This window comes from Limnohabitans sp. Jir61 (genome assembly GCF_003063545.1).
Classification (GTDB): Bacteria; Pseudomonadota; Gammaproteobacteria; order Burkholderiales; family Burkholderiaceae_C; genus Limnohabitans.
The window spans coordinates 185,134-205,066 of the sequence record NZ_NESD01000002.1 but is presented as its reverse complement, the minus strand read 5'-3'; the positions used below and the strand labels follow the sequence as shown (position 1 = coordinate 205,066).

Here is a 19,933-nt window from a genome sequence, read left to right as displayed (position 1 = left end):
TCAGACTTTATACTGCTTTGAGGCAATTTTGACCCAAAAACCGTCCTGTAGAAAGTGAACTGATGGCTGAAACCGTTTACGTGCTCACAAATGAGGCAATGGAAGGTTTGGTAAAGATTGGGCGTACAACGACCAGTGTTGAGCAACGAATACGAGAACTTGACAACACAAGTATGCCCCTGCCGTTTCAGTGTTTCTACGCAGGTGAGGTTGCTAACTCTGCGTTGGTTGAAGGCAAACTTCATCGTATCTTTGCTGACAAGCGAATTCGCAACAACAGAGAGTTTTTTCGCATAGACCCAAATCAAGTACGTGAGGCAATACAGTTGGCTGAATTGCGAGAAGTAACACCTCGCTATGACGTTGTAGTAGACGCTGAGGACGTACAAGCATTGAAAAAGGCTGTTGCGACTGAAGAGCGAAGAACTCGTTTGCGATTCACTGAATTGGGAATAAAGAGTGGATCAATACTGACATTCCTCAAAGATAACAAGATAACTTGCCAAGTCGTTGCTGACGGGAAAGTTGACTTTGATGGAAAAGTAATGTCTCCAAGTGCTTCAGCCCTTATTGCTGTAAAGAGATTGGGATATGAATGGGCGGCTGTCAGTGGAAGCGATTATTGGGAGTTTGAAGGTGAAACTCTCACTGCCAGAAGATTAAGAATTGAGGATGAACAAGAATGAGTTTGTTAGATAAATTACCAAAAATTGTAGAGCAAGGTCGAAAAACTGCTGAACAAATATTGGAAGGCTTACAAGGTAAGCAGAAAATTGCCCTACAAACAAGAGAATTGGTTTATCCAGCAAAGGATACTCTAATTGGAGATATGTTTAGGCAAAACAAGTTACAAACTGAAGATCCATTTAATCGACTTATATATGGCGATAATTTGCTCGCAATGGCGGCACTTTTAAGTGGTGATTCAGGTACTGATGGCATCAGAGGCAAGGTTGATCTTGTATATATTGATCCACCGTTTGACTCAAAAGCAGATTACAGAACAAGAGTGAAATTGCCAAGCGGAGATATTGAGCAGAAGCCAACTGTAATTGAGCAATACGCTTACTCAGATACTTGGAAGGACGGTACGGAGTCATACTTAGAAATGATAACTCCTCGCTTGTTCTTAATAAAAGAGCTCTTAAGTGATAAAGGTTCAGTCTTAATTCATTTGGATTGGCACGTAGGACATTATGTCAAAGTAATTGCGGATGAGATATTTGGAAAAGATAATTTCATTAACGAAATTATTTGGAAACGGACATTCGCACACGGAGATACAGGGCAAGGAGCATCTCACTTAGGTCGTGTACACGATGCTATCTTCCTTTATAAAAAGGGAGAGGCTCCAACTTTTAATCAAACATACACACCTTATGCCGCTGATTACATAGAAAAACATTTTCGATATATCGAAGAAGGAACTGGTAGAAGATTCCAGTCTGTATCACTTACTGGACCAGGTGGTGCGGCAAAGGGAAATCCATATTATGAATTTTTGGGTGTGAAGCGTTACTGGCAATTCAGTGAGTCCAATATGTATAAATTATTGGATGATGGAAAAATATACCAGAGCAAACCTAATGAGAGTGTTCCACGTAGGAAGATGTATTTGGATGAAAGTAAAGGAATTCCATTACAGGATATATGGGTTGATATAGCTCCAGTACAGGGTCAAGCAAAAGAATATTTGGATTACGCTACACAAAAGCCTGAGGCATTGCTTTCTCGCTTCATTTCATTGTTGACCAATGAGGGCGATTTAGTAGCTGACTTCTTTGGGGGGTCTGGTACAACTGCCGCAGTCTGTGAAAAGATGAACAGACGGTGGATCGTCAGCGACTTAGGAAAACCATCTTGTATGGTTATGAGGAAACGCTTCATTGATATGGACGCAAAGCCCTTCCTCTACCAAGCAATTGGTGATTATCAAGTTGAGACAATCCGTAGTACGTTGGGCAAGCGTTTTGCGATGGGTGAGCTTGCTCGCATTGTTGTAGAGCTTTATGGAGCATTACCACTATCACAAGATAACAATCCAAATAAAGACAGAGGCTATATTGGGAAGACATTAGTAATTTGCGACTCTCCCAATAAGATTACTGGTTTGCCAACGTTAAAAAAGGCACAAGCATTACGAGATCAATTGATGGGTGGTTGGGACAAGGTAGTAGTTTTAGGATGGAACTTCGCACCTGACATTGGACATTCTGTTACTCAGCTGAGTGATGAAAGATTAGAGGTATTAGTTATACCGCCTGACTTGATGGACAGGATGAGAAAGAAGGGCGGCTTTGACAAGCTCAAAGACAGCATTCGTTTCTCAAGTCTTCAATATCTCACTGCTTCTCAACCAAAAATCACGTATGGCGAAACGCATATTGTTGAAATTGAGTTGACTAACTATGTGCTTCTTTCACCTGAGGCAATTAACTTAGATGAGGCAAATCGAAAAAATCTACAAAAAATCATAAACAGTGATCCTCTATCGTTAGTTGAGTATTGGGCTGTAGATACCAACTATGACGGAGAATTATTTAGATCTGTATGGCAAGACTACAGAGGTAATACTGATAAAGACGATGATGATTTACACGTTGTCCGTAAAGCTGTAATTCAAGCAGATCCAATTGAGGGCAAGCGAAGAATCTGTATTCGTGCTGTTGATGTATTTGGTTTTGAGTCAGAAGTAGAGTTTGAGGTTTGAAATGAAAAAAGATCATCTGCCTCTATCAGAAGCATTGACCACCAAAGTCAATGAAGTTTGTATTGGACTTGAAGATGGTGTCGCAGACATTTACGAGTTAGTGACTGAGACTACTTCAAACTTGCTCAAGTATTGGTTCTTACAAGACTTCGTTGACCTTCGTAGAGGATTCAACTTTCACGTTGGACAAAAGCAAGCAATACTCAACACAATTTACGCACACGAAGTGCTTGAAAAGTCATCAGTAAAAGATTTATACACGCTGTTGGCACCTGATGCTTTGCTCAAAGATAGTTTGCTAACTCATATAAGTCAAAGCAAATACAACCATCCTAAGTACTGCTTGAAGATGGCGACTGGTACGGGGAAGACTTGGGTGCTTCAAGCACTAATGATCTGGCAAATTGTCAATAAAATTGATAATCCAACAGATCCACGCTTCACAAGAAACTTTCTATTAGTGGCACCAGGTCTGATTGTCTATGACCGTTTGCTTGATGCTTTGAAGGGCAAAGTCAAAGATGGCGTTCGTAATTTTGATGATTCAGACATAAAAAACTACAGCGAATTATTCATACCTGAAAACTACAGAGACGCTGTTTTTAGTTTTGTTAAAAATAATACCTGTGAAAAGCGGGAGATTGGCAAGAAGATCACAAGTAATGGTTTGATTGCGATCACAAACTGGAACGCACTTGTTACAGAAGATGAGTTAGTTGATTATGAAGTCGACACTTTTGGTGTTGACATTGATCCAGTTGATGTAGTTAAAGATCAGTTACCCATCGTTCCAAATACAAGTGCGGGAAACACTTTGGAAGTGTTAGATAGTCGTGCTAACAAGGGTGGAATACTTGAGTACTTGAAGTCTTTACCAGACTTGATGAACTTCAACGATGAAGCACATCACATACACGAAGTTCGAAAAGGCGGCGAGTTAACAGAGGTTGAATGGCAAAAAAGTTTGATCGCTATTGCCGCATCCAAAGGTGAACGTTTCATCCAAGTTGACTTTTCTGCTACACCATACAACCAAATAGGAACTGGTGAAAAAGCTAAGAAAGCATTTTTCCCTCACATCATTTCAGACTTTGATTTAACTGAGGCAATCAAATTGTGCCTTGTTAAAAGTATTGCTTTAGATGTGCGTAAAGAAGTCAATGACTTAGAAGATTTGGACTTTAAGGCTGAACGGGATGAAGAGGGTAAGGTTCAGTTGAGTGAAGGTCAGCGAAAGATGCTTCGTGCTGGCTTAACTAAGCTGAGGAGACTTGAAGAGGCATTCAAAGCCATTGATGAAAGTCGCCGTCCCAAAATGCTGGTTGTTTGTGAAGACACAAAAGTAACAGAGAAGGTCGTTGATTTTTTGGTTGCTGAAGGTTTAGAAACAGAAGATGTCTTAGGCATTGATAGCGGCAAGAAAGCGGAATTAAGTGAGGGTGAATGGAAAGAAGTCAAAGAGCAACTCTTCAATGTAGACAAACATCCTAAGCCTCGTGTAATTGTTAGTGTGTTGATGTTGCGTGAAGGATTTGACGTTAACAACATCTGTGTAATTGTTCCATTGCGTAGCTCTGCGGCAAACATTTTGTTAGAGCAGATTGTTGGACGTGGCTTACGTTTGATGTGGCGTGGTGAAGATGTTTACACAGAGATGAGACGTGAGAACAGGGAACTATTTGACAAAGGCAAAGAGCCTAAAAATCTGATTGATGTGCTGTCAATCGTTGAACATCCTCGTTACAGAGATTGGTACAAGCAGATGCTTGGGAATTTAGTTGGTGAAGTCAGTGATGACTCTTCAACTACAGCAAGTGGTGATTTGATCAATGTTGGGCTTGTTGACGGGTACGAAGAATATGATTTTCAAATACCTGTCATTCTGCGTGACGCTGAGGAACTTATTGAAGAGCAAGTTATTCATCCAAAGAATCTGCCCCCTTTCAAGCAGATGGGAATCGCTGAACTCAAGTCAATCATTGGAAAAGGTGATAACTGGATTAGCACTGAGTTACAAAGCGAGACAATGTTTGGTAACTACAAAGTCAGTGGCTCTATATTGAACGTTGAGGGCTACAACGACTACCTATCACGTGTGACTCATCGCATTAGTTACGCCCTATCTAATCCCGTAGAAAAGGGTGGTCGCAAAAATGTCAACAAACCATTCATAGGTTTTGACACAGTAAAGCTCGCACAGGCGATCGACATTTACATTCGTCAGTATTTGTTTAGTTCAGAATTTGATCCATTTGATGATGAAAACTGGCGAGTGCTCCTGTTGCGTGATGTGCTTGATCACATTGTTCGTGTCACAGCATTGGCTTTTTCAGAAAGCTTTGACAAAACGTTTGAAGAAGACGCACAGGTTGAGCACAGGCTGTTGAGTAGTGTTAAAACCTTAACCGTTAGTGAGACTTCTTCAATTGCTACTGTTAAAAGCATCTATGAACGTTTGCCTTTTCCAAAACGTAGTGGCGGGTTGGAGCTTAAGTTTATGGAGTGGTGTAACAAGGACAGTAGTGTTCAGGCTTTTTGTAAATTACACGAGTACAAACACGATTTCCTCTGGCTTCGTTACGTTAAAGAGGATGGAATGTTGGGACGCTATTCACCAGACTTCATTGTGCGTTGCGGGACTAATGTTTATTTGGTTGAGACTAAAGCTCAAAGCGATGTAACAAAGGCTAATGTTCAGCGTAAGTTAAAAGCGGCGACTTTGTACTGTGAGCGGATCAACAAGTTGTTACCAGAGCAACGCAATAGCGAGACTTGGCATTACGCACTTGTAGGAGAGGGAATCGTTGAGCAGTATCTAAAAGGCAATGGCTTAGTAAGTGAACTGCTCAACTACGCAAGGGTAAGACAAGTAACAACGGCTGATCAGCAAAAGCTGATTTGAACTTAGGGAGTTAGATTTATGTTGTTTTTTACAAGTGCTCCGCTAATGTCCAGCTCTTTGGCACCAGATACAGAGCCACTTGCCAAACCAACAAGTTGGCAAACTGTGTCAAATGCTACTGTTCTGAAAATTCTCAAAGGAACATACAGAAACGCAGTCTTTGATGGAGTCTTCCTTGTTGATGAAGTTGAGACTGCTAAACACAAGGATTCAAAAGACGGCTGGTCTGTTGCTATCGTCTATTGTTTATGGTTTGGAACAAGACTGAAAACACGCGGCATTGAGTTGAAGTATCAAGCAGATGGATCAGAGCTGATAGCAAACTACACAGGCGAAGTAGTTTCCAATCTGTCAACATAAGTGATGGAGTGTTGCTATGGTCAGTAGGTTCTCCGCAAGTGAAGCTCGTAAAAAGTCTGAGTTAGCTCTCCAACGTATTGAAGAAGAAAAACAAAGAGTAGAAGCAGAGAGAAAACGTTTAGCTGACGAAAGAAAGAAACAAGCTAAAGAACAAGCTTTACTTAAAACTGGGTGGCAAGCTCAGAAGAATTTAATTCTTACCGCCGCTATGGATGGGAAGCACGAACTTCAACTTGCTCCTCCTGTCTATTTGTACAAAGATTTACTTGAGTCTTTTATATCCGTTGTTGAAACTGGTCTTGTACCAAAGCAAATGACAGAGGTAGAGAGAGAGAAGTACGCTCAAGTTGCTTATGACTCATTGAAGAACTCACACAGTCGAATCTACTCATTGCTTGACAAGTTCATCGACAACCATAAAGAGCATCTTCTTTCGCACTACGGAACACTCAAGTTTATGAAGTCCTCTCTTAAAGAGGCTTTAGATGAAGCAATTGAATCTGACTCGTCAATTTTTGATGGAGATGAAAATCTTTGGTCAAGTTTGACTTCGCCAACTGATATGGCTCGTTACGTGCCTGAGTTACGTGAAATTACACGAACGATAAAAAGTTACAAAAAAACAATGGCAGAGGTTAAGTACGATCCCTACAGCGTGTCTGACATTAAGGTTAATAGTACTGAGCTTGTTTATGGTGAGTATTTCTTTACTGACGAAGATAGAGATTGGGACAAGTTGACGCCTTCAAAGCGTCAAAATAAATTGAAGGTTGTTTGGGATACAGAGCCTCAGTCTAAGTTTCTTAACGCTTCTCTTTTTAGTGGAGCTGGTCTTACGTGGTTATCTTCACACTATGGTCAAAAGTTGATCACAGCTTTGTTTGAGGCGTTGAAGGATGCCGCAGAAGAGGGGAAAGAGCAACTAACTTTGAAATTCAAGTTAGCTAAGGATGGGTGGTACTTTTCAGACTCTGTTGACTACTACTGTTGCGTACCAGATGAATTAGTTGAAGTCATTGAACGTGAAGGATATGAAATCAATGACACAGAAGCTACTGATAAAAAATACACGATCACAGTTAGTTGGTAAGACTAAGAGAGAATTCAAATGGGCACGCAACTAACAGGTCAGTGTAATTGTGGCTATGAGGCTAATGTCTTCATTGCCAGTGGACGTGCTCAACACGGAAAAGTTTTTAAGTATCCCCATCATTGTGAAGCTTGTAACTCATTAACCAGCATTGATATGTTGGGCGACGATTTCAAGTGTACTGAGTGCGGTAGCGATCAGATTCATTCGTATGCCGCATCAACAAAAACCTTGTCGTACAAGTCTTTACTTAACAGACTTCCTACGGATGTATTGAAGACGGCTGGTTATCACAGGTCTGATGTTGTACACGAAGAAACATTTTGCTATCCCTTAAAAAAGACTTTCGTTTTCTTGCGTGGAGATCACTACTGTCCAAAATGTAAATTGAACTCAATGCGTTTTTTTACTTCAATGCTCTATGACTAAAACTCAAAATGGATAACTCTGTTTATTACTTGACTGGTATGGGTGGGCGTTTAGACGCTGGATTGGGACAAGGCTTGTTAAGTAGGGGCATAGAAGTCATAGGCAGAGAGTTAGTTGGTGAGTTCAGGCGATTAGATTTTCAACAGCAGGTTGATCTAATCGTTAGTGATTTACAAACTAACTTCTGGCAAGAAAACGCTCGTGTAATTGCTAACTCGTTTGGTGCTTACTTGTTCTTACACGCACAAGCTCAAATGAAGCCTTACATTGGCAGAGTAATCTTGTTGTCTCCCATCGTTGGTGAGTTTTCTAATGAGGACACGCATATGAACTTCATACCGCCTCGTGCTGAAAAGCTTTTACGTCTTGCTGAAGATGGAATTTATCCAATTCCAAAAACTTGTGAAGTTCACGTTGGCTCAGAGGATTGGCAAAGTAATCCAGCGAACGTTACGGCATTTGGATCTAAGCTTGGCATTGATGTGACGGTTGTTCCTAACGCTGGACATAATTTGCCTAAAGAGTATGTAGGTGCCTTGTTGGATAGTTGGTTGGCAGTTGATTGACGACTAATGAACTTTCTGACTAAATGGTTTGCTAAGGCAAAGCCTGTTGAGACGCCTCAATATGAGAAGCCAACAATTGATTGTTCAAATCTAATTTTGTTGTCTGGTCCAGCTTATGGTGACAAGACATTTTTTGGAAGTTTTTTGCTAAATGCTGTTTCAGTCAGAGAGTGGTCTTTAGAACACAGTAAGAGTGTTTGGTCTACTGCTAATTTGGAACAACAGGCACGTGTCTTCTTGCCTATCTGGCTGGAAGGGGCAACTTACGATTCTGATAGTTACATCACCCTAATTGATTTGCCTATGCGGCAAGTGCTGGTGCCATACACCTATGACTTTTATTTGAAGGGGTGGCTGTCTGTCTATTGCCATCAATGTTCAAAGTTTTACGATACGTTGGTAGACAACGATCACAGTCATCAAAAAGTTGGACATACATCTAACTGGACAGAGGAATGGCTTTGCCCATCTGGTCACATCCTTCACCACAAAGAGCAAGAGGTTCGTTGGATTGTTAGAAAGACAAAGCAGGACTGACTTGTATGAGTAAGAACAAATCAAATCAATTAGCAAGATCTGCGGGTGGTCACAAAGTTTTCCAGCCTGAGCTTAGCAAGGGACTTTCAGAGACTGAGAGACAAAAACGGATAGCGTTTGTGATGATGGCATCTGGTGAAAAATCAATCAATTCTGTCGTTGATTCTTTTTACAAAATTCTGACCACCTTTGAAGCCAATCCAAAAGTTGTTGATGAAGTCAGTAAGAGAACTAAACTGAGCAAACGAGAGTTGGTAAGTAGGTTAGCGTTCTACAAAAAGGAATACGAGGACGTTGTTGAGGTTAGAGATTTGCTTTACAAAGTCTGGTGAAAGGTTTTTTATGTCGTTTTGGAACATATTTGGAAGGTTCGCTGTGTCAGACACAGGTGAGACGATTCAGAAAGTGTCAGACACTACAAGCGTCTCGTCAGACGGTACAACGTACACAAAGATGGGGTCAACAACTGTAGGCAGTGACGGTTCAGTGTTTACGCAGATGGGCAGTTTCAGCACTGATGGCAGTACACGTATGGGAAGCACAGCAACAGGTTTAGGTGCTGTGTTCAATGACCGTAGGGAAGACAAGTTTGGGTTCAACACGCACGACGATGACAAGTGGTAACAGCGTTACACTTGGCTCGCAACGGCTGTTTTTTAGTACGTCCAAAGTAATTTCTGAAAAGTTTTTTGTAGCGTAATAGTTCGTTGAAATAAAAAAATTTGAAGTTATTTTTAACTAAAAACGATACAGTTAACTACACACTTTGCTACACACCTGATAAAAGTCGCTGTAACGTGTTGTTTTATAACGATATTTTTTTATTGAAACTTCTCATAACCTATTTAACTAAGCGGTAAGTACTCAAAAAACCGCTTATAAATCAACAACTTAGGAGATTTTTAACCTTAAAATATTGCTTCTACAGTGCTTCTACAGTTTTGCAAGTTTGCAATGTAGAAAAACGTGGAGAATATAGATTTTTCGGGCCTCTAGCTCATGCTTGGTTAGAGCAGCGGACTTAAAAGAAGCCAACCTAAAGCTTAGGCAATGGTTGGCAACGATTGGGTTGCATATAGGTAAGTTAGCTCTGCTTATATGTAGAACTACTCAAAGTCGGGGAAGCCTCTGTGTAACAGCGTGGTAATCCCGAGCGAAGCCAAACAGAAATGTTTGGAACGTGTAGAGACTGTACGGGTAGGTCGTAAAGACAAGAGACAGTCCAGACTACAAACTGGAAACAGGCAGTGAAAACTGTAGTGGTAAGCATAATCCGTTGGTGCCGTGTTCGACTCACGGGAGGCCCACCATATTAGATAAGGGTTGCACATTAGCGTGTGCAGCCCTTTTTTATTTCTGCTTCTACAAAATCCGTTGCACGTAAACTGCTAAGACTTTAAAGTAAGCACATGCCCGTAAAACGTGACGACACACATCAACTTATAGAGCGCGAGCTTGTTGTCTTCAAGCGCCCAAACACTGAAGTTTGGTATTGCAGATACAAGGTGGAAGACACGTGGTTTACGCAAACTACAAAAGAGCGTGATTTAAACAAGGCAAATGCTGCTGCACAAAAAATACTGGCTAAAGCTCTTTTGCGAAAAGAGGAAAACTTGCCAGTAGTTACAAAACGACTGCGTGATGTTGCACAGTTAGTTTTGAAAGCAATGGAAGCGCGAATAGCTTCTGGTCACAAAGTCGATTCCTACACACAGTACAAGCGCATCATCGACAAGTACCTTGTTCCGTTTTTTGGAAGCATGGTCATCTCAAATATTACAAGCGAAACCATCGAAGATTATGAGAAGTGGCGCGTGAAAGAGATGGGCAAGACACCCAAGTACAGCACAGTAAGAAAGCACAACGTTGTGCTCAATATGATTTTTAAGGAAGCAATCTCACGCAACTTGATGTCAGGTTTAAAAATGCCCTATCTGGAAACGAAAGGGCAAAAGAGCGAGAGGCACGCAACCTTTACGGTATATGAAACAAACATCATTCTTGCAAACATGCCAGAGTGGGTTGCTAATGGACGTCAACACCACAAAGAAAAGCGTCAAGTAGTACATGACTACGTAAGGGTGTTAGTTGATACAGGAGCGCGACCCGGAAAAGAGTTGTTAGATTTGCAGTGGAAGAACATAGAGTTCGAAGTGCAGCACGAAACAGCAGGTGTGCAGTTTGTTGAAGATGAAGTTGAAAAAGAAGAAATGATCGACTACGAACGAGAGTATGTTGAGTTGAGCAATGGGCCGTATGACGAAGAAGGAAATCCGCTTCCAAACACAGTCTGGACACCAATAGTTTCGTTATTCGTAGATGGCAAAGAAGGTACTAGGCATGCTGTTGGTTATGACATGACATACAGAGTGCTGAAAGAGATTGCGAATAGACGCTATAAAAATATTAGGAAATCAAACAAGTTACAGCACCTCATCGAAACTAAGAATGAAGACAAGATATTCATGACGAGTGACGGCGAAGGCTTGGCAAGTGCGCTGCATATGTTCCAGCACTTTCTTGAAGAGTACAACATGTTGAAAGATAGGAACACTGGAAGAAAAAGAGTGCTTTACAGCTTCCGCAGCTTGTTTAGTACAGCGGTAATGGACTATGACGATGTGGATATGCGTGACTTAGCTAAGGCACTTGGAAACTCGCCTGAAATGTTGATGAAGCGCTATGACCGAGGCACGCTCAAGCAAATCAAACACAAGCTTAAAGCGCCTAATGCTCGTCAAGCATTGTTTAAGCCTGTAGAAGTTCCTGACTTGTACCAATCTGCGAAAGTTGCAGCTAAGGCTAGCAAGGCTAAAAGCAAAGCTAAGACCAAGTCTCAGTAGCTATCAAACAAGTTCAATAGCGTTACGCAGCACTCCTGGACGCAAATCAATGTAGCGTTGAGTAGTAGACATTGCGCTATGACCAGCAAGTGCCATCATCACTCTTACGCTAACGCCTTTCTCAGCAAGGTTAGTTAAAAAAGTTCTGCGACCGCTATGACTGCTGCCGCTGTCAAAGCCCGCTTGCTTGTAAATACCGTTAACGATTTGGGTTAGCGAGTTTGCAGTAAACGCTGCGCTGCGCTGCGTAGCAAACAAAGCTTGCTTTACATCTTTAATGCGCAACGTGCGGACGTAGCTTTCAAGCTCGCTGCGCATACGCTCATTTAAAAGCACTGTCCTGCTCTTGTTGCCCTTCGTTTGCATTGCGCTTAAGTTGATTTCATCACGCACTGTTCCGTCTGTAGCAAGCACATCGCAAACGCGAACAGCAGCAACTTCGCCAATGCGCATACCAGCTAAGTGCGTGAGCAGCAGGATTGCACGGTTGCGCTTTGCGCTTTTTGTAGCTGCTGCGCATTCAAGCAATCTTTGCAGTTCGCGCTCGTTTAGTGTTTTTGCTTGCTTCGTCATTTCGTCCTGCTTTCCTATTAAAACGTTGCTTGCAGTATGTTTTCTTATGTTCAATATTCCTACCCCTTTTTTGCCTGTTGCTAGCCTCTTGTAAATCAACGACTTAGCTGCACTGATAATGTTTTGTATAAAACATGCTCAGTACTTATTTAGCTGTTTTCGTGGCAGATTAGCCACGAACAATGCGGGATTTGCGTACACGCCCTGCAAGCGTTTTGAGGGTTGAGGGCTGGCTTGGGTAGCAGAGCTTGCACTAGCGCAGCTTGTAGGGCTTAAAAAAGGGTTACAGCCCGCAAAAAAATAGCTGCGTAAAAAATAGTGCTGGAGTACTTAGGCTTTTGAGGTGGTGATTTTTGACCCCACCCACCCCTTTGTTACTGCAAGTAACAAAACTCAAATCCTTCTCAAATGTGAACCAGTCGGTTAGACTGTGGATACACATTGTGTAACCTAGAAAGACAGCTATGAAAGATGCAGGAATGCGCATACGGGTCGAACCAGAGCTTCGCGAGGAGTTTGTGGAGCTTTGCCGAAAAAATGACGTACCCGCAGCGCAAGTACTAAGAGCATTTATGCGCGACTTCATCAAAACCAACAGCCCCAAAAGAAAGCAGCTTGGTAGCTTCAATGCCAAAAAAGCTATCCGCTAACAACAACGAGAAAATAACAATGCTGGACGATATAAAAAAAACGCTTTGGGCTACTGCTGACAAGTTACGTGCAAACATGGATGCTGCTGAGTACAAGCATCTTGTTCTTGGTCTCATCTTCGTTAAGTACATCTCCGATACCTTCTCAGCAAAGCAACAGGAGTTAACGCAACGATTGCGTGACCCAAAAGATGACTATTACATAGCTGACGCTAGTGATAAAGACATTGCAGCAGAGCTTGAGGAACGTGACTACTACACAGCAGCTAACGTGTTTTGGGTCCCTGAGGTAGCACGTTGGGAAGCGTTAAGAGCGGCTGCAAAGTCCCCCGATATTGGCAAGCGTATTGACGATGCTTTAACAGTTATTGAAACTGAAAATCCAAAACTAAAAGGCATTCTTGACAAACGCTATGCCCGTGCCCAACTTCCAGATGGCAAGCTAGGAGAGCTTGTTGACATGATTTCAACGATTGGCTTTGGCGAGAACCCAAGCACTGCTCGTGATGTTTTAGGACAAATCTACGAATACTTTTTGGGGATGTTTGCTAGCGCAGAGGGCAAGCGTGGAGGTCAGTTCTACACGCCTGCATCTATTGTCAAAACACTGGTTGCCGTTCTAAGTCCGCACGAAGGCAAGGTGTACGACCCTTGTTGCGGCTCAGGCGGCATGTTTGTGCAATCCGAAAAGTTTATTGAATCGCATGGAGGCAAGATTGGGGATGTCGCTATTTTTGGGCAAGAAGCGAACCCAACAACTTGGCGACTTGCTGCAATGAACCTAGCGATTCGTGGAATCGATTTCAATCTAGGTCGTGAACCAAACGACACATTTACTAAGAATCAGCATCCCGACCTTCGTGCTGATTTCATCTTAGCCAACCCACCTTTTAATATTAGTGATTGGTGGCACGGTAGCTTAATGGGAGATGCACGTTGGACTTTTGGCGACCCGCCTCAAGGTAACGCTAACTATGCATGGCTGCAACACATGCTGTATCACCTTAAGCCGACAGGTCGCGCAGGTATTGTTTTAGCTAACGGTAGCATGAGCTCAAGCCAAAATAATGAAGGTGTAATCCGCGCTGCCATGGTCGAAGCAGACGTGATTGAGGTCATGGTTGCCTTACCTAGCCAACTATTCTTCAACACTCAAATACCAGCTTGTCTTTGGTTTTTAGTTAAGCAAAAAAACAAACGTAAAGGTGAAGTTCTTTTTATTGATGCTCGTAAGCAGGGAGCGATGATTAGCAGAGTTCAATCTGAGTTAACTGATGAAGTGATTCGAGACATTGAGCTTACTGTTGCTGCATGGCGCGGTGAAGGCGACGACTATCACGATATTGCTGGTTTCTGCCGCAGTGTCAAACTTTCTGAGATTGCTGAACACGGTCACGTGCTTACTCCAGGTCGATATGTTGGTGCAGAAGAGATTGCAGATGATGATGAAGCATTCTCAGAAAAAATGCTAAGGCTAACTGAAATGCTTGGTGAGCAAATGGCAAGGGGTGCAGAACTTGATGGGCTAGTAAGAAGCAAGCTTAAGGAGCTTGGATATGAGTTCTAAAACTGCATGGCTTACCCTCAGCGAAATCGTTGAAGACATCATCGACCGACGCGGAGTTACGCCTCTTAAGCTTGGGGGCGATTTTTGCGATGCTGGGCATAGAGTCATTTCTGCAAAAGTTTTGAAAAATAGAAAGATTGACCTCGATGCTGACGAAGCTCGTTATGTTGATAGCGCAATCTATAAAAAGTGGATGAAATCACCTTTGCAAAAAGATGATGTGTTGATGACCTCAGAAGCTCCGCTTGGTGAGCTGGCCTATTTAAATAAAGATACAGACTGGGTGCTTGGACAAAGGCTTTTCGCGATACGTCCAAAAAAATCAGTCATGTCTGGTCGTTTTTTATATTACGTGCTGCAAACACAAAATGTTCGAGCAGATATCTTCGGCCGAGCTTCTGGAACTACTGTTCAAGGCATACGTCAAGCCGAGTTACGAATGGTAAAAGTTCCCGTACCACCAATGCCGCAGCAGTTAGCAGTATCGGATTTTCTTGGCAATATTGATGACCGCATTTCGCTTCTTAATGAAACTGCGGCAACACTTGAAGGTATTGCATTAGCCATTTTTAAATGTTGGTTTTTAGATTTTGAACCTGTTCGTGCAAAGGTAGATGGGCAAACCGTTGAAGGACTGGATAAGTCGTCCGCAGAACTCTTTCCAAACTCTTTTCAGAGTAAAAATGACACAGCAATACCCGAAGGTTGGTCTGTAAAGACAATGGGAGAGGTGTCAAGCGTGGGCATTGGAAAAACGCCACCTAGAAAAGAGCAGCAATGGTTTAGTAGCAATGCCAGTGACGTAAGGTGGGCTTCTATTCGCGATATGGGCTATTACAAGGTATTCGCCACTAAAACAAATGAATACTTAACTAAGCTAGCGATTGATAAGTTCAATGTTCGAGTCGTTCCAGACAACACCACATTAATGAGTTTTAAGATGACTATAGGTCGCTTAGCTATAACAGATGGTGAGATGGCAACCAACGAAGCAATCGCACATTTCAAACTAGAAAAGAACTCTGTTTTGACTAGTGAATACATCTATTTGCACCTAAAACATTTTGATTTTTCTAGTCTCTCTAGCACTTCATCTATTGCCGATGCAGTCAACTCAAAAACGGTTCGAGAGATTCCCATACTCGTTCCAGATAAGCGCGTAGTCGAACTTTTTCAGAATCGCATAGCACCAATATTTTCGTCAATAAAAAACATAACGAGTGAGATTGAAACCTTAACAAATATTCGGGACACTTTGTTATCGCGACTTATATCAGGCGACCTTCAGATTGCATTAGATAACGAGACTCTTGAATCCTTTGCGGATTAAAAATCATGACAGAAGACCAACTAGAACAAGAAACTTTAGGCTGGCTAGGCGATATTGGATACAAGCTGCTTAAAGGTCCTGACATTGCTTTTGATGGTAATGAGCCAGAGAGGGTTGATTACGTTCAAACGCTACTACCTTTACGTTTGCGTGAAGCAATCAATCGCCTTAACCCATCTGTACCAAGTGCAGCACGTGAAGATGCATTCAAGCAAGTACAAGACTTAGGTATACCTGTACTTCTATCTGCTAACCGTTACTTTCATAAGTTGCTTGTTAATGGCGTTCCTGTTCAGTATCAAAAAGATGGAGAGACAAGAGGCGACTTTGTTAAGTTGGTTGATTGGCTGAATCCAGAAAATAACGACTGGGCAGCAGTCAATCAGTTCACTATCAAGGGTCCCCGTCATACACGCCGACCTGACATTATTTTGTTTGTTAATGGGCTTCCGCTATCTCTCATCGAGCTAAAAAATCCAGCAGACCTAAATGCAGATGTTTGGAAAGCGTTCGACCAAATACAAACCTACAAAGAACAGATACCCGATGTGTTCCAGTACAACGAGGTCTTAGTTATTTCGGATGGCACAGAGGCGCTGCTTGGCTCGTTGTCGGCAGATGCAGAACGCTTTATGGCATGGCGAACGATTGACGGTTTAACGATTGACCCACTTGGACAGTTCCACGAACTCGAAACTTTGGTGCGTGGTTTATTTGACCCTCAATACTTTTTGGACTATCTCCGCTTCTTTGTATTGTTTGAAGACGACGGCAAGTTGGTTAAAAAGATTGCTGGGTATCACCAGTTCCATGCTGTACGTGCAGCTATCAATCAAGTCGTAACTGCATCGCGTCCTAATGGAACGCATAAAGGCGGCGTTGTTTGGCATACACAAGGAAGCGGCAAGAGTATCACTATGACTTGCTTTGCAGCTCGCGTGATGCAAGAGGCTGCAATGGAGAACCCAACAGTCGTTGTTATTACAGACCGCAACGACTTAGATGGGCAGTTGTTTGGTGTGTTCAGCTTGTCTCAAGATTTGCTTCGTGAACAACCTATACAAGTGGCATCACGACAAGACTTGCGGGATAAGTTAAGCAAACGGCCTTCTGGCGGTATCGTGTTTGCGACCATCCAAAAGTTTATGCTGGATGAAGGCGAGAATGCTTTCCCTGTTTTATCTGACCGCAGCAACATCGTAGTGATTGCAGATGAAGCACACAGAACACAGTACGGCTTTGAAACAAAGCTTAAAGGCAAAGCTGGCGAAGAACGCTATCAAGCTGGATATGCGCAGCATCTACGCGATGCCTTCCCGAATGCAACCTTTGTAGCCTTTACTGGAACGCCCGTAAGCAGCGAAGACCGTGACACTCGCGCAGTATTTGGCGACTACATACACGTTTACGACATGCAGCAGGCTAAAGAGGATGGCGCTACTGTTGCGATTTACTACGAATCACGATTAGCCAAGCTAAGACTAAAAGATGAAGACCTACCAACGATTGACGCTGAAGTTGATGAGCTGGCAGAAGATGAAGAAGAAGGCGCACAGGCAAAGCTGAAGTCTAAGTGGGCTGCACTTGAAAAGGTAGTCGGTGCAGCGCCACGTGTTGCCCAAGTTGCTGCTGACTTAGTGCTGCACTTTGAAGAACGTAATAAGGCAATGGCTGGTAAGGCAATGGTTGTTGCTATGAGCCGTGAAATCTGCGTCCACTTGTATAACGAGATTGTCAAACTACGTCCTGATTGGCACAGCGAAGACCCCGAAAAAGGCGCAATCAAAGTTGTGATGACTGGCAGCGCAAGTGATAAAGCCTTGCTTCGACCGCACATTTACGATGGCAAGACTAAGAAGCGTCTTGAGAAACGATTTAAAGACCCCAACGATGAGCTGAAGCTGGTTATTGTTAGGGACATGTGGCTAACAGGCTTTGACGCTCCCTGCGTGCATACGCTGTACGTCGACAAGCCCATGAAAGGCCATAACCTAATGCAAGCGATTGCGCGTGTTAATCGCGTGTTTAAGGACAAGCAGGGCGGCTTAGTAGTTGACTACATCGGCATTGGTAACGAGCTTAAAGCTGCCATGAAAGAGTACACAGGCAGCAAAGGCCGTGGACAAATCAAAGTCGATGCACAAGAGGCCTACAGCGTACTAGCTGAGAAGCTCGATATTCTTCGTGGAATGCTGCATGGCTTCGACTACAGCAACTTTATGACTGCTGGTCACAAAGCACTTGCAGGTGCAGCCAACCATGTCCTAGGCGTTAAGGATGGCAAGAAACGCTTTGCTGACACGGCAGTAGCTATGAGCAAGGCATTTACCCTTTGCTGCACATTGGATGAAGCGAAACAAGTACGCGAAGAAGTGGCGTTCATGCAAGGCATCAAGGTGTTGCTGACTAAGCGTGATTTAACGGCGCAGCGCAAGACAGACGAGCAACGTGACCTAGCTATCCGTCAAATCATTAGCTCAGCAGTTGTTTCCGATAGCGTTGTAGATATCTTTGATGCTGTTGGCCTTGAGAAACCAAACATTGGGCTACTTGATGATGAGTTCTTAGCTCAAGTACGAAACCTACCTGAGCGTAACTTGGCAGTTGAGCTGCTTGAACGCTTGCTTCACGGCGAAATCAAAAGTCGCTTCAAAAGTAACGTTGTGCAAGAAAAGAAGTTCAGCGACTTGTTAACCAGCGTCATTCAGCGTTACCAAAACCGTGCAATCGAAACAGCGCAAGTCATGGAAGAGCTTATCGAGATGGCTAAAAAGTTCCGCGAAGCTAGCGGACGCGGTGAACAACTTGGACTGACTGATGATGAAGTTAAGTTTTATGACGCACTTGCAAACAACGAATCTGCTGTTCGCGAACTGAACGATGAGATTTTGAAGAAGATTGCGCATGAGCTAACAGAGAATCTGCGTCAAAACTTAAAGGTTGACTGGTCTGAGCGTGAAAGTGTTCGTGCAAGCCTACGATTGATGGTTAGGCGTATTCTGCGCAAGTACAAGTACCCACCCGACCAACAAGATGCCGCTGTCGAACTAGTCTTGCAGCAAGTTCAGGCGCTGGGTGAAGATTGGGCACAGTCTGTGTAGGCTGTTTATTACTTGAAGTAACAAACTGAAATCAAGGGAAATATGGCTACTGCTAAGTTCAAAATGCCGACCGACAAACAAATATGGGCTGAGGTTGATGCATTTCTTGATGCCTACCCTGAAGCTGTAAAGGCAATCAGAAAACCGCCATCTCGCGAGACGTTATTTAAGAGCAAAAAGTCTGGGTATGAAAATACACCGAAACGATTGGCTGCTGAAGCAAAAGCAAAAAAGGATAAGGCCATTGCGATTAAGGAAGCTGACAAGGCGTATTTGACGCTAAGAAAGAAACAGGGCAAGCCAATAGTTACCCTTAAAGAGCTAGTTGCCAAGTACCCGCATATTTCTTTCGAAAGCAGCTATACACAGCAAAAACTGCATGAAACAGCTGAAATATTAGAGCAACTTGCTGCACTGGAAAAGCTTAGACATGAGGTCAATCGTGTTGAGCTAGCGAGTCGAAGATTGCAAATGAAGCACCTTAGCGAAGCCTACGGCGTCTATAGGTCTATTAATAAATGTGAGTTCGCTGAAGAAACATTCGAAAAGATGCGAAGTGCTTTATGGAATGTTTTCAAAATCAAAACGCACGATGACTTACCGCGACCCACACTGCTGTTAAAAATGGTGTTTAAAGGGGTATCCGAAAAAACTTTTCACCTTTACTCTCGGACCTTTCTTATTGCCGATAGCTATGACGTCTTGCAAGCTGACTTTGAGAGCTTCATAACCGAACTTGGCGGAATGGAAAAGATACGAAAGGCATATGCGACAGTAATCGCTGCTGATGCTGGGAAACTTGTTCCGAAGTACGTAAAGCAATCCGAAGAATACGCTTCCATACAAGCTCTAGGCAAACTCAAACCATTTGTAGTTCAGTTGAGTAGTGGTCAAACGGCTAGCTTTAAAAATGACATCTTCGGAGAGTATGGCCTTGTCCTTGCTCGAAGCGGAACTATGGACCAACTGGAGCTTTATTGTCATGTGCCATCAACGACTGCTATCGAAAACTATGTCCTGAAATGGGTCGGCGATACCGCAAAAGACAAGAAGGTTTCAGGTTGGTTTGCTGATAAAGACTTTGCTGTTTCTGGAAATATCAAAAAAGGGATTGTTGCGTATCAAGAGAAGGTGCGCAAGAACGAAGAAAAAGCGGTAGCAAAGAAGAAGAAGGAAGATGCTCGCGCAAAGAAAGACGCTGCTGAAGCAAAGCGTTTTGAAAAACAACGTGCCAACTCAAAGTTAACTAAAGTCAAGTAGCTCGTCTCCTGTCTA

The 19,933-nt window shown here is 42.9% G+C and carries 15 protein-coding genes; 14 read left to right on the top strand and 1 reads right to left on the bottom strand.

What is annotated here, in order from left to right:
• Window positions 1-62 precede the first annotated feature (62 nt).
• From B9Z35_RS07275 to B9Z35_RS07230, 9 genes are all read left to right on the top strand, one after another.
• Entirely contained in the window at window positions 63-686 is a 624-nt protein-coding gene (locus B9Z35_RS07275; protein ID WP_108283042.1) for a GIY-YIG nuclease family protein, read from the top strand.
• Window positions 683-2,710, top strand: coding sequence for a site-specific DNA-methyltransferase (locus B9Z35_RS07270; RefSeq protein ID WP_108283041.1), 2,028 nt, complete (start codon window positions 683-685; stop codon window positions 2,708-2,710). Before B9Z35_RS07275 ends, B9Z35_RS07270 begins: the two co-directional genes overlap by 4 nt.
• A gap of 1 nt (window position 2,711) precedes the next feature.
• Entirely contained in the window at window positions 2,712-5,612 is a 2,901-nt protein-coding gene (locus B9Z35_RS07265; protein ID WP_108283040.1) for a DEAD/DEAH box helicase family protein, read from the top strand.
• 18 nt (window positions 5,613-5,630) lie between these two features.
• Complete coding sequence (locus B9Z35_RS07260) at window positions 5,631-5,972, top strand: hypothetical protein (protein WP_108283039.1); 342 nt, start codon at window positions 5,631-5,633, stop codon at window positions 5,970-5,972.
• Window positions 5,973-5,988: 16 nt separating this feature from the next.
• Window positions 5,989-7,062: a cell envelope integrity protein TolA gene (locus B9Z35_RS07255; RefSeq protein WP_108283038.1), complete on the top strand. Its 1,074-nt coding sequence runs from the start codon at window positions 5,989-5,991 to the stop codon at window positions 7,060-7,062.
• A 437-nt stretch (window positions 7,063-7,499) separates the two neighbouring features.
• Entirely contained in the window at window positions 7,500-8,057 is a 558-nt protein-coding gene (locus B9Z35_RS07250) for a hypothetical protein (RefSeq protein WP_108283037.1), read from the top strand.
• Between the two features lie 6 nt (window positions 8,058-8,063).
• The gene (locus tag B9Z35_RS07245) at window positions 8,064-8,594 is read left to right on the top strand and encodes a hypothetical protein (RefSeq protein ID WP_108283036.1); all 531 of its coding nucleotides are present in this window, start codon (window positions 8,064-8,066) and stop codon (window positions 8,592-8,594) included.
• Window positions 8,595-8,599: 5 nt separating this feature from the next.
• On the top strand, window positions 8,600-8,926 hold the full coding sequence (locus tag B9Z35_RS07240; protein ID WP_108283035.1) for a hypothetical protein: 327 nt from the start codon (window positions 8,600-8,602) through the stop codon (window positions 8,924-8,926).
• A 1,077-nt stretch (window positions 8,927-10,003) separates the two neighbouring features.
• Window positions 10,004-11,437 (top strand): N-terminal phage integrase SAM-like domain-containing protein, encoded by a 1,434-nt coding sequence (locus B9Z35_RS07230; protein ID WP_067496253.1) that lies wholly within the window; start codon window positions 10,004-10,006, stop codon window positions 11,435-11,437.
• Window positions 11,438-11,440: 3 nt separating this feature from the next.
• Here B9Z35_RS07230 and B9Z35_RS07225 read toward each other — a convergent pair whose 3' ends face one another.
• On the bottom strand, window positions 11,441-12,010 hold the full coding sequence (locus tag B9Z35_RS07225; RefSeq protein ID WP_108283033.1) for a site-specific integrase: 570 nt from the start codon (window positions 12,008-12,010) through the stop codon (window positions 11,441-11,443).
• A gap of 464 nt (window positions 12,011-12,474) precedes the next feature.
• On the opposite strand from B9Z35_RS07225, the gene B9Z35_RS07220 reads away from it, so the two are divergent.
• From B9Z35_RS07220 to B9Z35_RS07200, 5 genes are read left to right on the top strand one after another with little or no spacing between them, the layout of a single operon-like run.
• Window positions 12,475-12,660, top strand: a complete 186-nt coding sequence (locus tag B9Z35_RS07220) for a hypothetical protein (RefSeq protein WP_108283032.1) — start codon at window positions 12,475-12,477, stop codon at window positions 12,658-12,660.
• A 19-nt stretch (window positions 12,661-12,679) separates the two neighbouring features.
• Window positions 12,680-14,227: a class I SAM-dependent DNA methyltransferase gene (locus B9Z35_RS07215; protein ID WP_108283495.1), complete on the top strand. Its 1,548-nt coding sequence runs from the start codon at window positions 12,680-12,682 to the stop codon at window positions 14,225-14,227.
• On the top strand, window positions 14,217-15,557 hold the full coding sequence (locus tag B9Z35_RS07210; RefSeq protein ID WP_108283031.1) for a restriction endonuclease subunit S: 1,341 nt from the start codon (window positions 14,217-14,219) through the stop codon (window positions 15,555-15,557). Before B9Z35_RS07215 ends, B9Z35_RS07210 begins: the two co-directional genes overlap by 11 nt.
• Before the next feature lie 5 nt (window positions 15,558-15,562).
• The gene (locus tag B9Z35_RS07205) at window positions 15,563-18,658 is read left to right on the top strand and encodes a type I restriction endonuclease subunit R (RefSeq protein WP_108283030.1); all 3,096 of its coding nucleotides are present in this window, start codon (window positions 15,563-15,565) and stop codon (window positions 18,656-18,658) included.
• A 42-nt stretch (window positions 18,659-18,700) separates the two neighbouring features.
• On the top strand, window positions 18,701-19,918 hold the full coding sequence (locus B9Z35_RS07200) for a hypothetical protein (RefSeq protein WP_108283029.1): 1,218 nt from the start codon (window positions 18,701-18,703) through the stop codon (window positions 19,916-19,918).
• Window positions 19,919-19,933 lie beyond the last annotated feature (15 nt).